Raw genomic sequence first — 19,378 nt, forward strand, 5'->3', positions numbered from 1 at the left:
ATTGTCCGTCAGAGTAGAGCGATGGGAGACGTCAGCGAACGATTCTGGGCGAAGTTGCCCGCGGGCAGCCGGGACGCTCTTGTCGACGGGTTGAGCCAGTCCGAGCTGCAATCGGTCCTGCTGGACGTGACGCGGGAGCGCGCCGCCAAGGTGACGCCGGCGCGGCTCCTGCAGCGCTGGCAGCAGGACCGGTTCGTGCGGCCGTCCACCATCGATCCGCGGGAGCTGGTGAAGACCCAGCAGCGGCTCTGGGACCTGCTGCCGGCGAAGTTCGACGGCGTGCAGCTGTCCCCGATCACGCCGCTGGGGACGAGTTCGGCGGTCGCGACCATCAACCAGCACCAGGTGGTCAGCACCATCCGCGGCACTGAGGTCGCCAGCGATCCGACCAACGAGCTGGCCGTCGAGGCCGCCGTACGACGTCGTGCCGGGCAGGACCGCGTCCACCTGGCGGCGTGCCAGCGGGTCGTCCGCGCGCAACCGTTCGACGGGCCGGGGATGTCGGCGCACTTCGAGCTGTTCGTGCTGGTGTCGAGCGCGCGGGACACCGGGTCGTGCCGGACCGAGGCGGAGCTGCTGATCGACCACCTGAGCTTCTGGCACGCCGTACTCGGCGAGAAGGCCGAGCTCACCTTCACGGCGTTCACGCCGTCCGCACTGCGCGACCGGATCGAGGACACCGTCCGCCCGGCGCTCGGCGTCGCGTTCACCGAGGACACCGAGCGGACCAAGAGCGCCGGCTACTACGCCGGCACCGCGCTCGGCATCGACCGCGGTGGCGCAGGACTGGGCGACGGCGGCTTCACCACCTGGACCGCGGACCTGCTCGGCGACGCGAAGGAACGCTGCCTGACGTCGTGCATCTCCACTGAAGGCCTGACCGTCACCGGAGCTTGAGCAGGCCCGCGTCGGTCGGGCGGAAGCCGCAGGCGTCCTCGTAGAAGGGTTTGAGGTGCGGCTCGTAGTCGACGTGCAGCCACTCGCACCCGGCCAGGCGAGCCTCCTCGGCCGCGGTCAGCACGAGCTGCTTGCCGATGCCCTGCCGGCCGTGGTCGGGGTGGACGGCGGTGTCCAGCACGAACGCGTGCGACCCGCCGTCCCAGCACACCTGGACGAACCCGACCAGCTGATCGTTGCTAAAGGCCCCTACCCAGGTCAGCGCCCACCGCTCCAGCTGCGCGCCCCAGGGCTGCAAGTTCACTGCACTGTCGAACGCGGCCGCATGCAGCGCGGACAACTCGCGATCGTCGACCGGGAACCGCACGACGTACTTCACAGCATCCCCACCGCCGCTTCCAGGCGAGCGTTCCACTCGACGGCCGAACCGTCCGGCAGGTCCGCAAGGCTCAGATACCCCTGGATTGCGACCGACGGCAGGACGGCGCTCAAGCCGTTCTGATCGCCGTACGCCGTCAGCGCCTCGTCCCACCTCGCCGGCTCCACCGACGACACCAGGAACCAGGCCAGATCGAGCACGCCGGGCGCCGCCGACACGTCCTCCCAGTCGAGCAGCGCGACCACGCCGTCCGGTCCGGTCCGCATGTTCGCCGCCGACGCGTCGCCGTGCACCAACGTCGGCTCACCCGCCCACGCCACCTCGGCCTCCGCGTCGAGCACCCTGCCCACCAGCCGCTCGCCGAACGCACGAACAGGGGCGGACAGGTCCGACCGCTTCGCCAACGCCGGCCACGTGCGGTCGTACAGCCCGGCCACCAGGACATCCCCAGCCCCGGGCGTCCAGCCGGACATGTCTTCCAGCTCCAGGCGCGTTCCGGCCGGACCGGACTCGGCCTGGTAGCACTCGGGTACGCGTACGCCGACGACCGGCGCGATCTCCTGGTAGAACCGGACCTCGTTCTGGAACATGCTCAGGAGGGCCGGGATCGAGCCCGGCGCGGCGGGCTTCCGGCGCTTCACATAGTTCGGCACCAGGTCAGGCTAGGGACATCGGCCGGCCCGGCGTGACTGATTTTTCTAGGCGACCAGCGTGTACGCCGTGGCCGGGGCGGAATAGGCGCGCGGACCGGACGGGATGCGCTGTGCACCGCGGTCCTCGACCCGGATCGCGGCGGTCTGCAGCCGGACCGGCAGCGTCTTCCGGACCGCGGTGGTCAGGTCGAACTGCACCTCGGACAGCAGGTCGGACAGCTCCAGCCCGAGCGCCCGGCAGATCGCGGCGAGGATCTCCGAGGACGGCTCCTTGCGGCCGCGCTCGATCTCGGACAGGTACGGCACCGACACCTGGGCCAGCTCGGCGAGCTCACGCAGGGTGATTCCCCGCTCGTGCCGCAGCCGGCGGAACACGTTCCCGATCACCTGGCGTAGCAACACGTCTGGCCCTCCTCGCGTCCGGATCTCCTGTACCGAGTGTGCCACCCCACCCAGGCCCTCCGCCCCGAATCTGCCCTGAGCAGACTTTCTGCCCTCCGCAGAATCCACTTTGTGCACGCACCAACCACTTTCGAGGGCGGAAAGTGGTTGGTGGGTGCCCAAAGTGTGGTCAGGCGAGAGCCTCGGCGAGGTCGTTGGTTAGGTCTTCGGGGTCTTCTAGGCCGAGGCTCAGGCGGAGGAGGCCGGGTGACGGCTTCGCGTCGGCGGCTACGAGGCGGTGGGTGAGGGCGGCGGGGTGCTGGATCAGCGTGTCGACTCCGCCCAGCGAGACGGCGTGGGTGATCAGCTTCACGCGGCTCGCCACCTGGGACGCCGCTGCGTAACCGCCGCTGAGCGTGAAGGCGAGGACCGCGCCCGGGCCCACCTGCTGGCGGCCGATCAAGCCGGACGGGTCGGTCAGTCCGGGATAGTGGACGCGCTCGACGGCGGGTTGCGCGGAGAGCCAGTCCGCGACCTTGATCGCGGTCGCCTGCTGCGCCCGTACTCGCACCGGCAGCGTCTGCAGTCCCCTGTGCAGTTCGTACGCCGCCAACGGATGCAGCAGGCCACCTGTTACAGCGCGGACCTGCCGAAGCCGGCTGATCCACTCCACGCCGGCCGCGACGACGCCTCCCATGACGTCGCCGTGACCGCCGAGGTACTTGGTTGCCGAGTGCAACACCAGGCTCGCCCCGTGCCGGGCCGGCTGTTGCAGCACGGGTGTCGCGAAGGTGTTGTCCACCAGGACAGCGACGTCACCCGCGGCCGCGGCGACGGACGCGATGTCGACGAGGTCGACGGTCGGGTTCGCCGGCGTCTCCACGATCACCAGACCCGTGTCCGGCTGGATCGCGGCGACGACGCCGGCCGGATCCACATACGTGACGGTTGTCCCCAGGAGGCCTGTGGATAACAAGTGGTCGCTGCCACCGTACAGCGGGCGTACGGCGACCACGTGCGGGCGGCCCGCGGCGACGGTGGCGAGCAGGCACGCGGTGAGCGCGGCCATGCCCGACCCGAACGCGACCGCGCCGTCGGTGTACTCCAGCTCGGCGAGCGCGTCCTCGAAGCGCGCGACGGTCGGGTTCCACAGGCGCTGGTAGACGAGGCTCCCGCCGTCGGGCCCGCGACCCTCGGCGAGTTCGTCGTACGACGCTCCGCCGGCGTCGACGCCGGGGAGCGGGTAGGTGGTGGACAGGTCGATCGGGGGGACGTGGACGCCGAGGGCGGCCAGGTCGTCGCGGCCGGCGTGCACCGACCTGGTGTCCAGCTGGGTCATCGCTGCCTCCTCACCGGGGTTGTGGAGGAGGATGGAATCTTCTGCGCGCGAGCCGCAATAGTTCCGAAGCAAATTCGTCCACAGCGTCATCCACACGCTGTGGATTCTGTGGACGAGCTCTACAGTGGTGGTATGCCGAAGGATCGTCGGAGCCCGGGACCGGCGCCGCGGCCGGTGCCGGACGGGCTCGACGAGATCGACCGGACGCTCGTCGGCCTGCTGGCCGCGGACGGCCGGATGCCGAACAACGCGCTCGCCGAGGCGGCCGGCATCGCGCCGTCGACGTGCCTGACCCGCGTCCGGTCGTTACGCGAGCGCGGCGTGATCCGCGGGTTCCACGCCGACGTGGACCTGGCCGCGCTGGGCCGGCCGCTGCAGGCGCTGATCGCGATCCGCATCGGGGCGCACTCCCGCGACGAGATCGACCGGTTCCGCACGAAGGTGCCCGGCCTGCCGGGTGTGCTGTCGCTGTTCCATGTCAGCGGCGCCAACGACTACCTGCTGCACGTCAGCGCGGCGACCCCGGACGCGCTCCGGGAGTTCGTGCTGGAGCACCTGACCGCCGACCCGGCGGTCAGCCACGCGGAGACGAGCCTGATCTTCGAACACGTCCGCGGGACGGCGGACGCGCAGCGCTCACCAACCGCGCCCAAATCGCCGCGCTGAAGCGCAGCTGACCCGGTCGTGCTCGGTTGGCGGGGTGTTGGTGAGTGGCACAGGTCCGCGGTTCAGCGGGGCTTCAGGCCCCAGGCTTCGGCGAGCAGCTGGAACGAGCGGCGGCGTTCGGCCGGGTTGTGGATGTTGGTGGTGATGATCAGCTCGTCGGCCCCGGCGGCGTCGGCCCGGCGGCGGAGGTCGCCGGCCACCTGGTCAGGCGTGCCGACGGACACCAGGCCGGCCCACTCCTCGACAGCGGCCTCTTCCGCCTCGGACCACGGGTAGGCCTCGGCCTCTTCCGGGGACGGGAGCGGACCCGGCCGGCCGGAGCGCAGGCGGAGCATGGACAGGGCGTTGGCGCGGGCGAGCTGCTGCGCGCGCTCCTCGGTCTCGGCGACGATCGCGGCCAGCGCCAGGATCGCGTGCGGGCCGCCGTCGTGCTCGAAGCGCTGGTAGTTGGTCTTGTACGCCGAGATCACGCCGGCCGGATCGAGCGTCCCGAAATGCCCCGCGTAGGCGAATCCGGTCCCGAGCGCGGCGGCCGCCTGACCGCCGTACGTGCTGGAGCCGAGGATCCACACCGGCGGCAGCGGTACGTCGTCGGGCTGGGCGCTGATCGGCTCGAACGGATGCCCCGCCGGGAACCCTTCGGCGTACGCGCGGAGTTCGGCGTACTGCTCGGTGAAGTCGTCGGCGCCGAGCGCCTCGCGGCTGCGGCGCAACGCGAGCGCCGTGCGCTGGTCGGTGCCCGGCGCGCGGCCGATGCCGAGGTCGATGCGGTCCGGGTACAGCCCGCCGAGGACGCGGAACGTCTCGGCGACCTTGAGCGGCGAGTGGTTCGGCAGCATGATGCCGCCGGATCCGACCCGGATCGTCGACGTCGCCGCCGCGACCGCCGCGATCATCACCTCGGGGGTCGAGCTCGCGACGCTCGGGATGTTGTGGTGCTCCGCCAGCCAGTACCGGTAGTAGCCGGCCGCTTCCGCGGTGCGGGCCAGTTCCAGCGTCTCGTGCAACGCCTCCGACGGCCGTGTACCTGTCGGCACCGGCGAGAGGTCGAGCACGGACAGGGGCATCGCTTCAGCACTCACGTTCAACTGCCAACCGCGGCCCGCGGCCGCCTATTCCGGGTACGGCGTGTCCGCGCGGGCGTCGCGCAGGCAGCGGGCCCACCAGGCGAGCTGACGCAGCAGCGCGGCCGCGGCGCCGGAGGTGGTCGGGTCGACGGGCTCGCCATCCGCGGTGAAGTCCTCTTCGCGGAAGCCGAGGCTGTCGCGGATCGTGACCGCGTGCAGCTCGCCGAAGACGAGACGGAGCTGCTCGGCCGCCCGCAGCCCGCCCGAGCGTCCGCCGTACACCACGAAGCCGACCGGCTTGGCGTACCAGGGCCGGCGTACGGCGTCGATCGCGGTCTTCACGTCGCCCGGATAGGCGTGGTTGTACTCGGCGGTGACGATCAGTACCGCGTCCGCATCGTCGATCCGCGCGGGCAGCTCGGTCAGCGGCAGCAGGCTCAGGTCGATCAGATCGAGCTTGAACTCGTCGGCCCGCTCGACCTCCCGCGCGAACCACCGCGTGACCGCCGTCCCGAACCGGCCCACCTCCAGATTGCGGGTCAGCACGACGAGCCGCAGCGGATGAACAGTCACGTCGAACGACGCTAATACCTCAACAAGACTTGAGGTCAAGGCGTCTCAACCAGCAGTCCCGGAACACCACTTCAGGAAAAGCCGGTGACGGGATAAACTCAAGGATTTGTGACTGCCGCGGGGAGAATTCCAGAAATGCGGCCTGAAAACCAACGGGACGTATTTTAGCACAAGGGACAGGAATTGCCGAATCCAGTCGATGCCGAACAGGCACACCTGACCACTTTCTACGCCGCGCTGGACGCCGAGCGCGCGCGGACCGACGCCCGCACCGACGACGAGCAACTCGTCCGCACCCGCAACGCGCAGGCACTGCACCAGCGCGACGGCCGGATCCGTGACCTCAAACTCCGGCAGGCGCGCCTGAACGCCGCCGAGGAGGGGCTGTACTTCGGCCGCCTGGACACCGCCGACGGCGAGGTCCTGCACCTCGGCCGGATCGGCCTGCACGACGACGACTACGAGCCGCTCCTGGTGGACTGGCGCGCCCCGGCGGCGCGGCCGTTCTACATCGCGACCGCGGTCGCCAACCACGGCGTCGTCCGCCGCCGGCACATCCAGACCCGGCTGCGCCGCGTGGTCGACGTCCAGGACGAGCAGCTCGACCTCGGCCGGGAGGCCGCCGACGCGTCGAAACCCGGCACCGGCGTGATCGGCGAGGCCGTGCTGATGAAGGCGCTGGAGGCCCGCCGGACCGGCCGGATGGAGTCGATCGTCCAGACCATCCAGGCCGACCAGGACCGGATCATCCGCTCCGAACTCCCCGGAATCCTCGTCGTCCAGGGCGGGCCGGGCACCGGGAAGACCGCCATCGCGCTGCACCGCGCGGCCTTTCTGCTGTACACCCACCGCGAACAACTGGAAAAGCGCGGAATTCTCGTCGTCGGGCCGAATGCCGCATTCCTGCGATTCATCGGCCAGGTGCTGCCGTCGCTCGGCGAGGACGGCGTCCGGCTGGTCACCATCGCCGAGTTGTTCCCCGGGCTGACCGCGACCCGCCCGGAGACGCCGGAAAGCGCGGAGGTCAAGGGCCGGACGGTGATGGCCGACGTGATCGCGCAGGCGGTCGCCGACCGGCAATGGTTGCCGGAGCACCCGGTGCGGGTCTCGGTGGAGCGGACCGAGCTCACGCTCGACCCGGCGTTCGTCGGTGCCGCCCACGAGCGCGTGCGCAACCGCAACCTCACCCACAACCAGGCGCGACCCTTCGTGCTGAACGAGATCACCGACCACCTCACCAACCAGTACGCCGAGCTGATCGGCACCGACCCGCTCGACGGCGAGCAGCTCCTCGACGACTACGAGCTGTCCGAGCTGCGCAAGGAAGTGCTCTCCGAGCCCGCGGTGGTCGCGTTGCTGGAGCAGCTGTGGCCGTTGCTCAGCCCGCAGCGGCTGCTCGAGGACCTGTACGGCGACGAGGCCCGGCTCGCGTCGGCGGCGCCGCAGCTGTCGGAGCTCGACCGCGAGCACCTGCTGCGGTACGGCGACGACTGGAGCCCGTCCGACGTACCGCTGCTGGACGAGGCGGCGGAGCTGCTCGGCGACGACGGGTCCGAGGCCGCACGGGAGCGTGCGGCGCGGGCGCGGGCCGTTGCTTATGCGCAAGGGGCGCTGGACGTGCTGTCCGGCTCGGGTTCGACGGACTGGGACGAGGACGACGAGGCCGAGATCCTGACCGCGAAGGACATTCTCGACGCCGAGGCGCTGGCCGAGCGCTACGAGGCGGACGACGACCGGACGCTCGCCGACCGAGCCTCGGCGGACCGGCGGTGGACGTACGGTCACGTGATCGTCGACGAGGCGCAGGAGTTGTCGCCGATGGCGTGGCGGGCGATCGCGCGGCGGTGCCCGCTGCGGTCGATGACGGTGGTCGGCGATGTGGCCCAGACGAGCTCGATCGGCGGCGGTACGACGTGGTCGTCCGCGCTCGGTGAGACGTTCGGCGACCGGTGGCGGCTGGCAGAGCTGACGCTGAACTACCGCACCCCGGCCGAGGTGATGGAGCTCGCGCAGGCCGTCCTGCTGGCGGTCGATCCGTCGGCACGGGCGCCGCAGTCGGTCCGCTCCACGGGCGCGCGGCCGTGGCACATCGACGTACCGGCGGCCGAACAGGCGCTCTACGTGTACAAGATGGCGGCCGAGGAGACGGCGTACGGCGAGGTCGGCGTGATCACGTCGCGCAACCGGCTCGAGCTGATCCAGGAGGCGGTCGACGGCCTGTCCGGCGTCACAGTTCTCACCGCCCGCGAAGCCAAGGGCCTGGAGTTCGACTCGGTCCTGGTCGTCGACCCCGACGGCATCGTGATCGAGTCGCCACGCGGCCTCCGCGACCTGTACGTCGCCCTCACGCGCTGCACTCAACGCCTGGGTGTCGTCGGCGCGCTACCCGACGTACTCGAAGGCCTGCCGGCCTGGGAAAACCGCGGCTGACGGGCCTGTTCGATACCGGTCTAGCGGCCTACCGTCGAAAGATGAAGAGGCCGCTTCGATGTCGGCTCCACCTGCACACGTGGAAGACCGAGCACAACGAGGAAGGGCAGCGCTACCAACGCTGTCTGGGGTGCGGCACGACCCGCGACAAGCTCACGCTGAACGACTTCGGCGCAGGTCAGTGAAGGCCCACGACGAGCACAGTCCCCGCTGAAGCATGGACAGCAGAAAGTGACGAGGCTTCAATGGCTGGCGGGGGGAATCATGAATGGAGAACTGTATTCACACACGTCTTGGCACCGGCACAACGATCGCGGGAACGCGACCTTGGCAGCACTCGGCGGAGTGGCTGTCGGCATCATCCTCGTCCTGTTGGCGTGGCTCGTCGTACTGATGACGAAGGATGACCCGTCGCGCACGGCCGCCACACAGCCGACCACTCCGGCCGCGGTGGCGCCGTCGGCATCCGTCCCGGCCGCGACAGTGACGAAGACTGTCGCGCCGCCACCGGCGGCCAAGAAGACCTCGAACTCCGCACCGGCCGTCAGCGATGTCCGGTCACTGCCGGCCGGGTTGTTCTGCCGCGACCTGAACGCGAAGGGTTACAGCTACGTCGCCGCGGTGGACTACTGGCGACTGCACGGGCAGCCGGATCGCATGGACGCCGATCTCAACGGGATCCCGTGCGAGACCGTGTACTCCCGGAGCGCCGTCGCCGCGTACTGGAACGGGCGCGAGATCAGCGGAGTCACATTCTGGTCCGCCGGGCTGTACTGCCGGGATCTCGTCGCGCGCGGGGCTTCGTACGGCGAGGCTGTTCGGTACTGGTGGTACTACGGGATGCCGGACCGGATGGATGCCGACAAGAACGGCATTCCGTGCGAAACGGTGTATCCCGCGGCGACGGTCAACGCGTTCTGGTACCCGTGAGGCGGCAGGCCTGGGCTGCCTTCCTGGTGGCGGTGGTGATCGTGGGCGGCGGTGGCCTGTTCGGGCTGTCGGCGGCGGGCGTCTTCGACAACGCGCAGTCCGGAGCACAGGACACACCTCGCCCGGTACCACCGTCGACCCCAGCCTCGACAGCGCCGCGGACCACGACCGCCACACCGCGCGCACAGCTGACGACCCCGTCGGCCCGGCCGAGTGGGCCGGTGCGGCCGGATCCGGTGCACCGGTATGTGTTCCCCGTGGCCGGCTGCCGCGCGGATGCCTCGCAGTCCCACCACGACTACCCGGCGTCGGACATCTTCGCGGATGTCGGATGCCTCTTCGTCGCTCCGGTCGACGGACGGGTCGACGAGGTGACGCGGGCCGACTCGTGGAATCCGAAGACCAACCGGGGCGCCGACAGGGGAGGCTTGTCGATTTCAGTGCTGGGCGTAGACGGTGTTCGGTACTACGGCTCGCACCTCTCCGCGATTCAACGCCGGATCGCACCGGGCGCGACGGTGCGGGCCGGGCAGATTCTGGGGCGAACCGGTAAGACCGGAAGCGCCCGGCCCACGTCACCACACCTGCATTTCGGAATCAGTTGGCCGACCGGGCCCGGCGTCTGGTGGATCCGACGTGGAGCAGTCCCACCGCAACAGTTCCTGAACAGCTGGCATCACGGCGGCCAGTTGTCACCCGCCGCGTTGGTGGCGACGGTTCACCGCAAGTACGGCGTGGATCGCGGCTGCCGCTCGTACTGCTGACCTCAGCGGGCGCGGCCTGCGCGGAGGGCGGTGAGCGACTTCTCGATCCGGCGGTCGCGAGTCGCGTCGGTCTTCGCCGACGTGACCTGGAGGGTGTGCCACTGCCGGTTGCTGTAGCTGAGGGTGTCCCAGAAGGCTTTGGCCTCGGGGTCTGCGGCCAGGGCGGTCGCCAGGGGTTCGGGGATTTCCAGCTCGCGCGGCGCGGTGTCGAGTTCGACGTCGACCTCCAGGACCTCGCCGGGGGTGACGCCGGCCTCGGTACGGCGGTCCGCGCTGAATCCGAGGAGGTAGCGGCCGCCCATCCGCGCGATCGACGTACGGAACGTGTAGCCGTTGACCGTGACGCTGACCTTGGGACGGCCGCCGCCACCGAGCGACTCGACGACGCTGCCGGGCACCTCGAATCCGGCGGTGTTCTTCCCGGTGGCGAGCAGTTCGGCGGTGAACTTCATCCACCCATCATCCGAACCGGGCGGGTCATGTCGAGACCGGGCGGGCGGCTCCGACGTACCGGCGTCAGCGTCAGGCGGAAGGGACGATCGTGATTCTGAACAGCATGTTGCTCGGCAGTACGGACGCCGAGCGGTTGAAGGCGTGGTACCGCGACGGGTTCCGGGCGGAGGTCGACGGCTACGGCAATCTCGACCTCGGTGGGTTCGGTCTGGTGATCGAGCAGCGCGACGACGTCGCGGCGAAGAACCCCGAGCCGGGGCGGCACATCGTGAACTTCGCGGTGGACGACATCGAGGCGGCGGCCGCGCACCTGCGGACCCTCGGCGTCGAGTGGCTGGTGCCGCCGGAGGACCGCGGCATCGGCTGGTTCGCCACCCTGGTCGACCCGGACGGCAACTACGTACAACTCATCCAGATGAAACCCGAGTACTACGCACAGAAATGAAGAACGTTCGCACCGGATCTTGGGGGATCCGGTGCGAACGGTGGTTTATTTGTCAGGCGCATTTGCAGGGGAGAAAAAGGCGGCAAGCGAGGGGCAGAGCGCCCACGCTCGCTTGCCGCCGAATCACCGGTGCCTTCGGGTGGTCGAGGTGAGGCGACTCGACCTGGCGACGTTCCGTGTGGGTTGTCTGGTGAGTGCGGAACGCGAAAGGCACCGGATGCTTCTCAGCGAGGTGCTACGTCCCACATGCGCTCGCCGGGCAGGGGGTCGGGGAGCTTGTCGACGGTCGGCATCGGGTCGTTCGTGACCCGGAGACCGGCGAATCGACGGCTCATGGCGTCTGCATACCGCTCGGCCAACGCCGGCTCGGCGTTGTAGTCGGCGATCACGTGCTCACCGAACCAGACACGCACGCGTCGGCGCTGAACGGTCTGGGTGGCGGTGGCGGTTGTCACTGGTCCTCCTGGCTGTTACTTCGAGGGTGGTCGGCCTGGAAAACGCGGGCGAGCGCGGTGCCGGTGCGCCGTGTTGTGTTCACCGTCACGTCAGATCCAACGGAGGACGCCGAGCCGAGGTCACGCCCGAATCCGGATTTTCTGGCCGCCCGGCAAAACTTTTTCGGACCCGCCGGAACCCAATTCTTTCGCCCGTCTGTTCGATTACCCGAACGGGCCGCGCACGGACACGCCGCCGTCCAGCACGAGCTGCTGCCCGGTGACGTACGACGCCGCGTCGGACGCCAGGTAGACCACCGCCCGGGCCACCTCCTCGGACCGCCCGAACCGGCCGGCCGGGATCTCCTCGACGACCTCGGCCGCAACGTTCGCGTTGGCGACGGCGGTGGCGATCGCGCCGGCCGCGGCGACGTTCATCCGGATCCCGTCTCGGGCGTACTCCGCGGCGACCGTGCGGGCCAGGCTGAGGATGCCCGCCTTCATCACGCCGTACGCCGCCTGCGCGGGCGCGGCCATGAAGCCGGTGACGGAGCCGACGCTGACGATCGCGCCGCCGGTGCCCTGGTCGAGGAACACGCGGAGCGCGGCCCGGACCGCGCGGGCGACGTACCGGAGGTTGACCTCGTAGATCGTGTCCCAGTCCTCGTCGGCCATCTCGTGCAGCTTGACCGCGGGCACGAACGCGACCTGCCCGCCGACGACGGTGACGAGGACGTCGAGCCCGCCGAGCTTGTCGACCGTGCCCGCGACCATCGCCTCGATGTCGGTCGCCGAGCGGACGTCGCCGGAGATCGGGTACGCCGTGCCGCCGCGCGTCCGGACCGCCTGCGCGGCCTCCTCGGCGCGGGCCGGATCGACGTCCGCGACCAGCACCGCCGCGCCTTCGTTGCCGAGGGCCTCGGTCGTCGCCCGGCCGATCCCGCCACCGCCGCCACCGATCACCAGGACACGTTTCCCGTTCAGCTGCATGGCCGGAGCGTAGATCAAGAACGTCGTGAGATTCACAGGGTTTCCTCAGGAAAGACACGCCGAAGCTGTCGGAACGGCTCCGTACGCTGGGAGACGTGACCATCGAAGACGCTGGAATCCGACCGCTGTCGAAGGGATCCGAGGAGGAAGAGCAACTGCCGGCGCATGCCCTCGTGGTGCCCGAGCGGGTGATCGGCGGCGTCGTCCCGTCACCTGTGCATCCGGGGCCGGCTGGGATCGCGGCCGTCCAGACCGAGCACCTGATCAGCGACGTCAGCACCGCGCTCCGGCTGCTCGACGCGTTGGAGCGCGTCCGGGGTCACGCCCACCCGCTGATCATGGGCCTGCAGGAAGCAACCGGCATCAAGATGCCCGCCGCGCTCGTGCTGAGCGCCATCGCGAACGGTTGCACGACCATCGCCGAGGTCGCACAGCAGGTCGGCATCACCGCCGGCGAGGCCGAGCTGGCGATCGCCGACCTCGAAGCACTCGGCATGGCCCGGACCACACCCACCCTCGGCGTCACCTCGCTGGGCCAGGCACGGCTCTCGCAGCTCGACGGTCTCACGGTCCGCGTGCTCGACGTGGTCACCGGCATCCTCGGCCCGACCGACGCGGCCCACCTGGCCCGTCTCCTGCACACCGTGGCCGACGGCCTCGAGTCCGCGTCGGTAGCTGCCGCCGTCAATCCCCAGCGAGTCCTGCACAACTAGGTCCTGTCTGGTTATCCAGCCAGGGCCTGGCCCCTACCGACGCATCTATTCGTGTGGTTGTGTCGAGAACGGGCGGTTGGTGTCGACGTCCCTGGTGTCGAATGAGTCAGGAGGCATCAGATGTTGCAGGACAGCAAGGCGTTCAGTGGGTTCTCGGTGGATGACGTGCCGCGGGCCAAAGAGTTCTACAGCCGGACGCTGGGGCTCGGCGTCGACGAGGAGAACGGGATGTTGCGCCTGCGGGTCGCGGGCGGCAACCCGGTGCTCGTGTACCCGAAGCCGAATCACGTACCGGCGGAGTACACGACGCTCAACTTCCCGGTCGACGACGTCGAGGCGGCGGTGCGTGAACTGGTCGCGCGCGGCGTGACGTTCGAGAAGTACAGCGACGACCAGGACGAGCTCGGGATCTACCGAGGTCAGGGGCCGTTGATCGCCTGGTTCAAGGACCCGGCCGGCAACGTGCTCTCGGTCATTCAGGCGTGAGGCACCGGGTCGTCGTACTGACCTGAGCGACCCTTGTAGCGCCGGCCGTTCACGTAAGGCCAGGCGTAGGCAGTACAGCCGTGCAGGCCTAGAGTCTGTTGCTGCATGACCGGTGCCGGCTGGCCGGGGCCCGGGCAGAGCTCGTGGCCGCGGCCGAGCCGGTGACCGGTCTCGTGGTTGATCATGTACTGCCGGTACGTCGTCAGCGAGGCCCTGTACTTCGGGACGCCGTGCGCCCACCGCGCGACGTTGAGCACGACCCGGTTCCCGATCCGGCAGCTGGTGTACCGGTCCGGCGCCGCGCCGCAGATCACGTCCCGCGTCCCGGGCGTCACCAGCATCACCGTGAAGTCGGGATTCGTCCCGGGCCCGACCTGCTGGAACCGCCACAGCCCGTGCGACGCCCACCCCTGAGCTCCGCCGTACGTCGCCCGCACGAACCGCGCGAACGCGCCGCGATCGATCCCGGTGATACCGCCCTCGATGGCGATCTGGAACCGCATCAGCGGGCCGCCGCGGCCGATCACCGCGGGATCCCCGGGAAGGACGGCGTACGACCCCGTCCCCGCGGCCGGGTACGTGATCACCTCCGCGGGCCGTACCGGCGGTCGTTGCGAGACCACGGATCGGGCCGGCTCGCGCTCAGGTTGCGGCGACTGGGCGGACGCTGGTACGACGCCGCGCTCCGGGTACCCGTGCCGGGCGAACGGGCCGGCGGGCAGCTGGCACAGCACCCCGAGCCCGGCCACGACCGCGACCGTGAACCCGATCGTCCTGACAACACTGCGACGGCGCATCCGGTGAGCTCCTCCCACCACGCCCCGGGCGGGCGTGTCCTCACTCTCTTCTTGCCACTGTGCCCCGAAACCCTTCTCCGTCCACAGGTGGACGCCGGATTTCCACCTGCCATTTCTGATACACCGGCTTACTTTCGATCGAAGAAGCACACCTGTATCAAATAAGGAGCCTTCGATGAGACGCTGACCGCAGGCCTCGTGACCCTGGTGCCCGCCGTGACTCCCGCACTCACCGCCTGGGGTACGGCACCCGCGCCGCAGACACGGCCGACCTCGCACCGTTGATGATCGATGCCCAACGCAACCTTTCGCACGGCGCGACCGGAACCGTCACGGTCACGCCGGCGGACAAGGCCCACGTGTTCACGAACGGACGGCTCGCCGGCACCGCGCCGTACCAGGAAGGCGTACCGGGCGAGTGGGAGAAGTTCGCCTCCACGTTGCGCAAGGCAACCACTGTGCGATTCGTCGAAGGGACCGCTGGCGGCCGCGCCCGATCCGCACGGGCCGCGGCTGGACGGCCGGGATGTCTTCCGCAGGCGGCGGGGCGTGCGCTCGGCCGCAACGGCGTACGGGTGCATTGGGTCGAGGATTTCTTCTGGGCGCACCTCGGTGGCGGCGAGGTGCACTGCGCGACCAACGCGCTCCGCGACGCGCGGGACTACGCCCTGGTGGTGCGGAAGCGGAGCGTCGGGAAACGCGACTCGCTGAAGCCGAGTGCGCGGTAGAGGTCGATACCGTCGTCGGTCGCGTGCAGCTCGACCTGGCCGACGCCGGTCTCGTCCTGGAACCACTCCATCAGCGCGGCGACGCAGGCCCGCGCGAGGCCGCGGCGGCGGAAGTCCGGGTGGGTGCTGACGTTGTAGAGGTGGCCGCGGAGGGTGGTGAGGTCACGCGGTCCCGGCGGGTGCGCGTCCACGTTCCCCGCGGCGCCCGCGACCACGCCGGCGCCCGGGTCGTCGACGACGTACGCGGCGAACGTGTCCGGCGAGGCGAGCTGCTCGGCGAACCAGTCCCGCGCCGTACGCCGCCAGGGTGCGTCCGGTCCGCCGACGTCGTTGCCCATCGCGGCCAGCATCCATCCGCGTAAGTGGACCAGCGACTCCGCATCGTCCGGCTTCGCCCGTCGTACTTGAATGTCGGTCACTCGATCGATCATGCCAACTTTTTGCCGCGTCAGTGAATCGTAGAGGGCATGGCACCGAGCAGAGCGTCGCGCGCACGCCGGACGACCTCGCGTCGGCGCTCGGCGTTCGCGGCGCTGACGATCGCTGTGCTCGGGCTGCTGCTCCCCGGGACGGCGTACCTCGCGGCTCGCCGGACCAAGCTCGGTTCGACGCTGATCGTGCTGAGCCTCGCGCTGTACGGCGGCGCGGCGTACGTCGGGCTGCGGAAGCGCGACGCGGTGATCGGGTGGGCGCTCGACCCGGCGCTGCTGCTCTGGATGATTGTCGGTCTGGTCGCGGTCGCGCTCACCTGGATCGTCGTCCTGATCACGTCGTACAAGATGCTCCGCCCGCTCACCGCCGGACCGGGGTCCCGGCTGCTCGGGGCACTCGTCGTCGGTGCGGTCTGCTTCGCGCTGACGGTCAGCTCGGCCACCGGCGCCCAGACCCTGATGGCGCAGCGGGGCCTGGTGAAAAAGGTGTTCGGCGAGACGAAGAGCCAGACGCGGCCGACCATCGTCGCGAAGAAGGACATCTGGCAGCAGTTGCCGCGGCTGAACATCCTGCTGCTCGGGGCCGACGACGGCCCCGGCCGGGACGACACCCGGACCGACACGGTGATGGTCGCGAGCATCGACACCAAGACCGGCAACACCTCGCTGATCTCGCTGACCCGGAACTTCATGCGGATGCCGTTCCCGGCCGGCTCTAAGCTGCACGAGAAGTTCCCGACCGGGTTCTGGGACCCGCACGGCGAGAAGGAGCAGTCCGAGTACTACCTGGACGCGATGTACCGCAACGTCCCGAAGCTGTGCCCGGACTGCCTCGGCCCGTCGGACAACAAAGGCGCGGACGTGCTCAAGCTGTCGGTCGGCGAGGCACTCGGGCTCCAGATCCACTACTACGTGCAGGTCAACCTGGCCGGGTTCGCGCAGCTGGTCGAGGCGCTCGGCGGGATCACGGTGAACATCAACTACCCGGTCCCGGTCGGCGGCAACGACGACAAGAAGATCCCGCCCAGCCGGTACCTGCAGCCCGGCCCGAACCGGAAGCTGGACGGTCCCGACGCGCTGTGGTTCGCCCGCGGGCGGTACGGCGTGGCGACGGCCGACCTCGCCCGCCAGGCGCGGCAGCGCTGCACGGTCAAGGCGATCGTCGAGCGCGCCACCCCGCAGAACGTGCTCACCAACTACCAGGCGATCGCGGCGGCCGGCGAGCAGCTGATCCGCACCGACATCCCGCAGGACCTGCTGGAGCCGCTCGTCGCCCTCGGCCAGCGGGTCAAGACCGCGAAGATCGCCAACATCGACCTGGACAAGAAGAAGAACTTCCCGAACGGCCGGAACCCGAACTACGCCGCGATGCGCGAGATCGTGGCCAACGCGCTGAACCCGGTCCGCCGCCCGACGACCCCGTCGACGCCGACGACACCGACGACACCGCGCAAACCCACCACGACCAGTCCGTCGACCGCGACGCAGCCGCGGACCACGCCGAAGCCCGACACCGGGGACCTGGCCGCGGCGTGCGCGTACACCCCGGGACCGCCCGGGTGATCAGGCGTAGCGGACGCCGAGGCCGCCGTCGACGGCCCAGTTGGCGCCCGTGACGAAGGCGGCCGCTCCGGAGGCGAGGAAGCAGACCACCTCGGCGACGTTCTCCGGCGTACCGATCCGGCCGAGCGGGTGCACGCCGAGCGCCTTCTCGCGTTCGCCGGGGATGGTGTCGAAGAACTCCTCGAGCAGGTCGGTGGAGATGTAGCCCGGGCTGACCGCGTTCACCCGGACGTCGTACTGCGCGACGTCGAGGGCGAGCGACCGGGTCATTCCGACCAGGCCGGACTTCGCCGCGGCGTACGGGAACATGCCGGCCGTGGTCAGCTTCGAGTGGATCGAGGCGATGTTGACGATCGAGCCGTGCCGGGCCTCGATCATCGGCGGCAGGACCTCGCGCGACATCAGGAACGCGCCCTTCAGGTCGACGTCGAACACGTCGTTCCATTCGGCCACGGACATTCTCGCGGGGTCGGCGTACGAGTTCTTGCCGGCGTTGTTGACCAGCACGGTGACCGGCTTGCCGAGGTCGTCGGTCAGCTTGCCGACCGCCTGCCGCACCGATGCCTCGTCGGTGACGTCACCGACCGCGGCGGCCACGGTCGCGCCGGTCTCGGCCAGCTCCGCGGTGGTCGCGGTCAGTGCGTCGGCCAGGATGTCGACGAGCGCGACCACGGCGCCCTCTTCCGCCGCCTTGACCGCGACCGCCCGCCCCGATCCCGCGGGCGGCACCCGTCACCAGCACAACCTCGTTCGCCAACCGACCAGTCACCAACGCCTCCTTGAACCAGAGCCTCGGTGTCGACCCTAGTCGGAGGTGGACCTCATCTTCGCGGAGTGGTCAGAACGCAGAACTCGTTGCCGTCCGGGTCGGCCATCGGGATCGCGTCCGGACCGTCCTGGCCGCTCTCGAGCCGGGTCGCGCCGAGCGCGACCAGCCGCTCGACCTCGGCGTCGACGTCACCGTCGGCGGGCACGACGAGGTCGAAGTGCATCCGGTTCTTCGGCGCCTTCGGGCTGACCGGCGGTCCGCCCCAGGCGATCTTCGGTCCGCCGGCCGGCGCCTGGATCGCGGTCTCCTCGTCCTGGTCCCAGACCAACGGCCAGTCGAGCGCCTTGCTCCAGAAGTACCCGACGGCCTGTGTGCCGTCCGAGGCCAGCTCGCCGAGGAACGCGGTGTTCGCGAGGAAGTTGTTCCCCGCTTCGATCACACAGAACTCGTTGCCTTCGGGATCGGCGAGGACGATATGTCCCTCCTCGGGACGCTGCCCGACGTCGAGGTGCCGGCCGCCGAGCTCGACCGCACGCGCCACCGTCTCCTGCTGTTGCTCAGGGGTCTCGCTCGTCAGGTGGAAGTGGATCTGGTTCGGGCGATCCTTCTCGAGGTCGCTCTGCTGGAACCGCCACCGGAAGCTGGTCTTCGCGTCCGGCAGCAGGTCGTTGCCGTCGACCTCCCACCCGAGCAGGCCGCCCCAGAACCGCGCCAGCGCGGCGGGATCCTTTGCATCGAACGACAGTGCGTACAGGTTGGTGCTCATCGGATCTCCCATCGGCCGCGGGCTGCCACGGTAGGTCGGAGCCGATCGGCGCCGCAAAGCAATTAGCGGACGGAGGCCGCGGCGATCCGAGCGTGCTGATCGGCCTCGGCGCGACTCATCGGCTGCCTCAGCAGAACCAACTGGTGGTAGAGCGGCGCGGTCGCGGTGAGCAGGAGCCGATGCGCGTCCACCTCCGCGGCGAGCTCGCCGCGCTCGACCGCGCGCCGGACGACCAGGGCGGTGCGCGCGTAGCGGTCTTCCCAGAAGCGGGTGAGTGCCCCGGCCGCTTCCGCCGTACGGAACGAGGCGGCGATCACCGCCTGGGTGACGGACGGCCGGGCGGTCAGTGCGGCGTGCACTTCGCGGTTGACCTCGATCAGGTCACCTTCCAGCGAGCCTGTGTCGGCCGGCTCCCACGCGTCGTCGACACCGGCCTCGAGCAGGTCGACCAGCAGGCCGGGCACGGTCTTCCACCGCCGGTACAAGGTCGTGCGGTGGACGCCGGAACGCGCCGCGACGGCGTCGATCGTGAGCCCATCGTACCCGTGCTCGGCCAGCTCGGACTCCACCGCCGCGAGCACGTCCGACCGCACCCGGGCGGTCCGCCCTCCTGGCCTGCTTGCGCGATCGTCATCGATCATGGCATGATCTTAACGCAACATTCGTCGCATTAGGGAGCAGCCAGTGATCTTCTGACCCGCCGTTCGCCATCACGAACCCGCGA

Annotated in this window: 25 protein-coding genes; 11 read left to right on the forward strand and 14 right to left on the reverse strand. The window is 69.8% G+C overall.

Translation table 11 applies throughout. The features are described from left to right. Positions 1–21: 21 nt before the first annotated feature. The gene (locus AB0L64_RS00780; protein WP_363706334.1) at positions 22–897 is read left to right on the forward strand and encodes a hypothetical protein; all 876 of its coding nucleotides are present in this window, start codon (positions 22–24) and stop codon (positions 895–897) included. Here the strand turns inward: AB0L64_RS00780 and AB0L64_RS00785 are convergent. The 4 genes from AB0L64_RS00785 to AB0L64_RS00800 all read right to left on the reverse strand — a co-directional run bounded on the left by AB0L64_RS00785 (position 884) and on the right by AB0L64_RS00800 (position 3,649). Beyond that, positions 884–1,276: a GNAT family N-acetyltransferase gene (locus AB0L64_RS00785; RefSeq protein ID WP_363706336.1), complete on the reverse strand. Its 393-nt coding sequence runs from the start codon at positions 1,274–1,276 to the stop codon at positions 884–886. The two genes, AB0L64_RS00780 and AB0L64_RS00785, sit on opposite strands and share 14 nt — an antisense overlap. Further along, on the reverse strand, positions 1,273–1,929 hold the full coding sequence (locus AB0L64_RS00790; protein WP_363706338.1) for a phosphotransferase: 657 nt from the start codon (positions 1,927–1,929) through the stop codon (positions 1,273–1,275). Before AB0L64_RS00790 ends, AB0L64_RS00785 begins: the two co-directional genes overlap by 4 nt. 45 nt (positions 1,930–1,974) lie before the next feature. Beyond that, positions 1,975–2,331 (reverse strand): helix-turn-helix transcriptional regulator, encoded by a 357-nt coding sequence (locus tag AB0L64_RS00795; RefSeq protein ID WP_359935962.1) that lies wholly within the window; start codon positions 2,329–2,331, stop codon positions 1,975–1,977. Between the two features lie 169 nt (positions 2,332–2,500). Beyond that, positions 2,501–3,649 (reverse strand): PLP-dependent aspartate aminotransferase family protein, encoded by a 1,149-nt coding sequence (locus tag AB0L64_RS00800; RefSeq protein ID WP_363706341.1) that lies wholly within the window; start codon positions 3,647–3,649, stop codon positions 2,501–2,503. Positions 3,650–3,781: 132 nt separating this feature from the next. Between AB0L64_RS00800 and AB0L64_RS00805 the strand changes: the two genes are divergently transcribed. Beyond that, entirely contained in the window at positions 3,782–4,315 is a 534-nt protein-coding gene (locus tag AB0L64_RS00805) for an Lrp/AsnC family transcriptional regulator (RefSeq protein WP_363706343.1), read from the forward strand. A 62-nt stretch (positions 4,316–4,377) separates the two neighbouring features. Here AB0L64_RS00805 and AB0L64_RS00810 read toward each other — a convergent pair whose 3' ends face one another. Next, entirely contained in the window at positions 4,378–5,397 is a 1,020-nt protein-coding gene (locus tag AB0L64_RS00810; RefSeq protein WP_363706345.1) for an LLM class flavin-dependent oxidoreductase, read from the reverse strand. Between the two features lie 30 nt (positions 5,398–5,427). Beyond that, a complete protein-coding gene (locus AB0L64_RS00815; RefSeq protein WP_363706348.1) occupies positions 5,428–5,955 on the reverse strand; it encodes an NAD(P)H-dependent oxidoreductase in 528 nt (175 codons plus the stop codon). Between the two features lie 183 nt (positions 5,956–6,138). Here AB0L64_RS00815 and AB0L64_RS00820 point away from each other — a divergent pair, with 183 nt between their 5' ends. The 4 genes from AB0L64_RS00820 (at position 6,139) to AB0L64_RS00835 (ending at position 10,079) form a co-directional block, all read left to right on the forward strand. After that, the gene (locus tag AB0L64_RS00820; RefSeq protein WP_363706350.1) at positions 6,139–8,385 is read left to right on the forward strand and encodes an AAA family ATPase; all 2,247 of its coding nucleotides are present in this window, start codon (positions 6,139–6,141) and stop codon (positions 8,383–8,385) included. A 41-nt stretch (positions 8,386–8,426) separates the two neighbouring features. After that, complete coding sequence (locus AB0L64_RS00825) at positions 8,427–8,570, forward strand: hypothetical protein (protein WP_363706352.1); 144 nt, start codon at positions 8,427–8,429, stop codon at positions 8,568–8,570. Between the two features lie 160 nt (positions 8,571–8,730). Next, on the forward strand, positions 8,731–9,315 hold the full coding sequence (locus tag AB0L64_RS00830; RefSeq protein WP_363706354.1) for a hypothetical protein: 585 nt from the start codon (positions 8,731–8,733) through the stop codon (positions 9,313–9,315). Beyond that, positions 9,312–10,079: a M23 family metallopeptidase gene (locus tag AB0L64_RS00835; RefSeq protein ID WP_363706356.1), complete on the forward strand. Its 768-nt coding sequence runs from the start codon at positions 9,312–9,314 to the stop codon at positions 10,077–10,079. Before AB0L64_RS00830 ends, AB0L64_RS00835 begins: the two co-directional genes overlap by 4 nt. Positions 10,080–10,081: 2 nt before the next feature. On the opposite strand, the gene AB0L64_RS00840 is transcribed toward AB0L64_RS00835, so the two are convergent. Continuing rightward, positions 10,082–10,531 carry a YdeI/OmpD-associated family protein gene (locus AB0L64_RS00840; protein WP_363706358.1) on the reverse strand — a complete coding sequence of 150 codons (450 nt, stop codon included), beginning with the start codon at positions 10,529–10,531 and terminating at the stop codon, positions 10,082–10,084. Between the two features lie 89 nt (positions 10,532–10,620). On the opposite strand from AB0L64_RS00840, the gene AB0L64_RS00845 reads away from it, so the two are divergent. After that, positions 10,621–10,977 carry a VOC family protein gene (locus tag AB0L64_RS00845; RefSeq protein ID WP_355693960.1) on the forward strand — a complete coding sequence of 119 codons (357 nt, stop codon included), beginning with the start codon at positions 10,621–10,623 and terminating at the stop codon, positions 10,975–10,977. 224 nt (positions 10,978–11,201) lie between these two features. Here the strand turns inward: AB0L64_RS00845 and AB0L64_RS00850 are convergent, their stop codons facing one another. Together AB0L64_RS00850 and AB0L64_RS00855 are read right to left on the reverse strand one after the other, a co-directional pair. After that, positions 11,202–11,432, reverse strand: a complete 231-nt coding sequence (locus AB0L64_RS00850; protein ID WP_359935983.1) for a hypothetical protein — start codon at positions 11,430–11,432, stop codon at positions 11,202–11,204. Between the two features lie 204 nt (positions 11,433–11,636). Continuing rightward, entirely contained in the window at positions 11,637–12,401 is a 765-nt protein-coding gene (locus AB0L64_RS00855; RefSeq protein ID WP_363706361.1) for an SDR family oxidoreductase, read from the reverse strand. A 95-nt stretch (positions 12,402–12,496) separates the two neighbouring features. Between AB0L64_RS00855 and AB0L64_RS00860 the strand changes: the two genes are divergently transcribed. Together AB0L64_RS00860 and AB0L64_RS00865 are read left to right on the forward strand one after the other, a co-directional pair. After that, positions 12,497–13,114, forward strand: coding sequence for a MarR family transcriptional regulator (locus AB0L64_RS00860; protein ID WP_363706363.1), 618 nt, complete (start codon positions 12,497–12,499; stop codon positions 13,112–13,114). 120 nt (positions 13,115–13,234) lie between these two features. Then, positions 13,235–13,600: a VOC family protein gene (locus tag AB0L64_RS00865; protein ID WP_363706365.1), complete on the forward strand. Its 366-nt coding sequence runs from the start codon at positions 13,235–13,237 to the stop codon at positions 13,598–13,600. Here AB0L64_RS00865 and AB0L64_RS00870 read toward each other — a convergent pair. Beyond that, positions 13,591–14,397, reverse strand: a complete 807-nt coding sequence (locus tag AB0L64_RS00870) for a DUF3152 domain-containing protein (protein ID WP_363706367.1) — start codon at positions 14,395–14,397, stop codon at positions 13,591–13,593. The two genes, AB0L64_RS00865 and AB0L64_RS00870, sit on opposite strands and share 10 nt — an antisense overlap. 284 nt (positions 14,398–14,681) lie before the next feature. Between AB0L64_RS00870 and AB0L64_RS00875 the strand changes: the two genes are divergently transcribed. Beyond that, entirely contained in the window at positions 14,682–15,125 is a 444-nt protein-coding gene (locus tag AB0L64_RS00875; protein ID WP_363706370.1) for a protein-arginine deiminase family protein, read from the forward strand. On the opposite strand, the gene AB0L64_RS00880 is transcribed toward AB0L64_RS00875, so the two are convergent. Next, complete coding sequence (locus tag AB0L64_RS00880; protein WP_363706372.1) at positions 15,059–15,544, reverse strand: N-acetyltransferase; 486 nt, start codon at positions 15,542–15,544, stop codon at positions 15,059–15,061. The genes AB0L64_RS00875 and AB0L64_RS00880 overlap by 67 nt on opposite strands. 48 nt (positions 15,545–15,592) lie before the next feature. On the opposite strand from AB0L64_RS00880, the gene AB0L64_RS00885 reads away from it, so the two are divergent. Beyond that, positions 15,593–17,119, forward strand: coding sequence for an LCP family protein (locus AB0L64_RS00885; RefSeq protein ID WP_363706375.1), 1,527 nt, complete (start codon positions 15,593–15,595; stop codon positions 17,117–17,119). Here AB0L64_RS00885 and AB0L64_RS00890 read toward each other — a convergent pair whose 3' ends face one another. The 3 genes from AB0L64_RS00890 to AB0L64_RS00900 all read right to left on the reverse strand — a co-directional run bounded on the left by AB0L64_RS00890 (position 17,120) and on the right by AB0L64_RS00900 (position 19,295). Next, a complete protein-coding gene (locus AB0L64_RS00890) occupies positions 17,120–17,848 on the reverse strand; it encodes an SDR family NAD(P)-dependent oxidoreductase (protein WP_363706377.1) in 729 nt (242 codons plus the stop codon). Between the two features lie 92 nt (positions 17,849–17,940). Next, complete coding sequence (locus AB0L64_RS00895) at positions 17,941–18,654, reverse strand: VOC family protein (RefSeq protein WP_363706379.1); 714 nt, start codon at positions 18,652–18,654, stop codon at positions 17,941–17,943. A 62-nt stretch (positions 18,655–18,716) separates the two neighbouring features. Continuing rightward, the gene (locus tag AB0L64_RS00900; protein WP_363706381.1) at positions 18,717–19,295 is read right to left on the reverse strand and encodes a TetR/AcrR family transcriptional regulator; all 579 of its coding nucleotides are present in this window, start codon (positions 19,293–19,295) and stop codon (positions 18,717–18,719) included. Positions 19,296–19,378: the final 83 nt, after the last annotated feature.

Source organism: Kribbella sp. NPDC051936 (assembly GCF_040680955.1).
In the GTDB taxonomy this organism is placed as follows: Bacteria; Actinomycetota; Actinomycetes; order Propionibacteriales; family Kribbellaceae; genus Kribbella.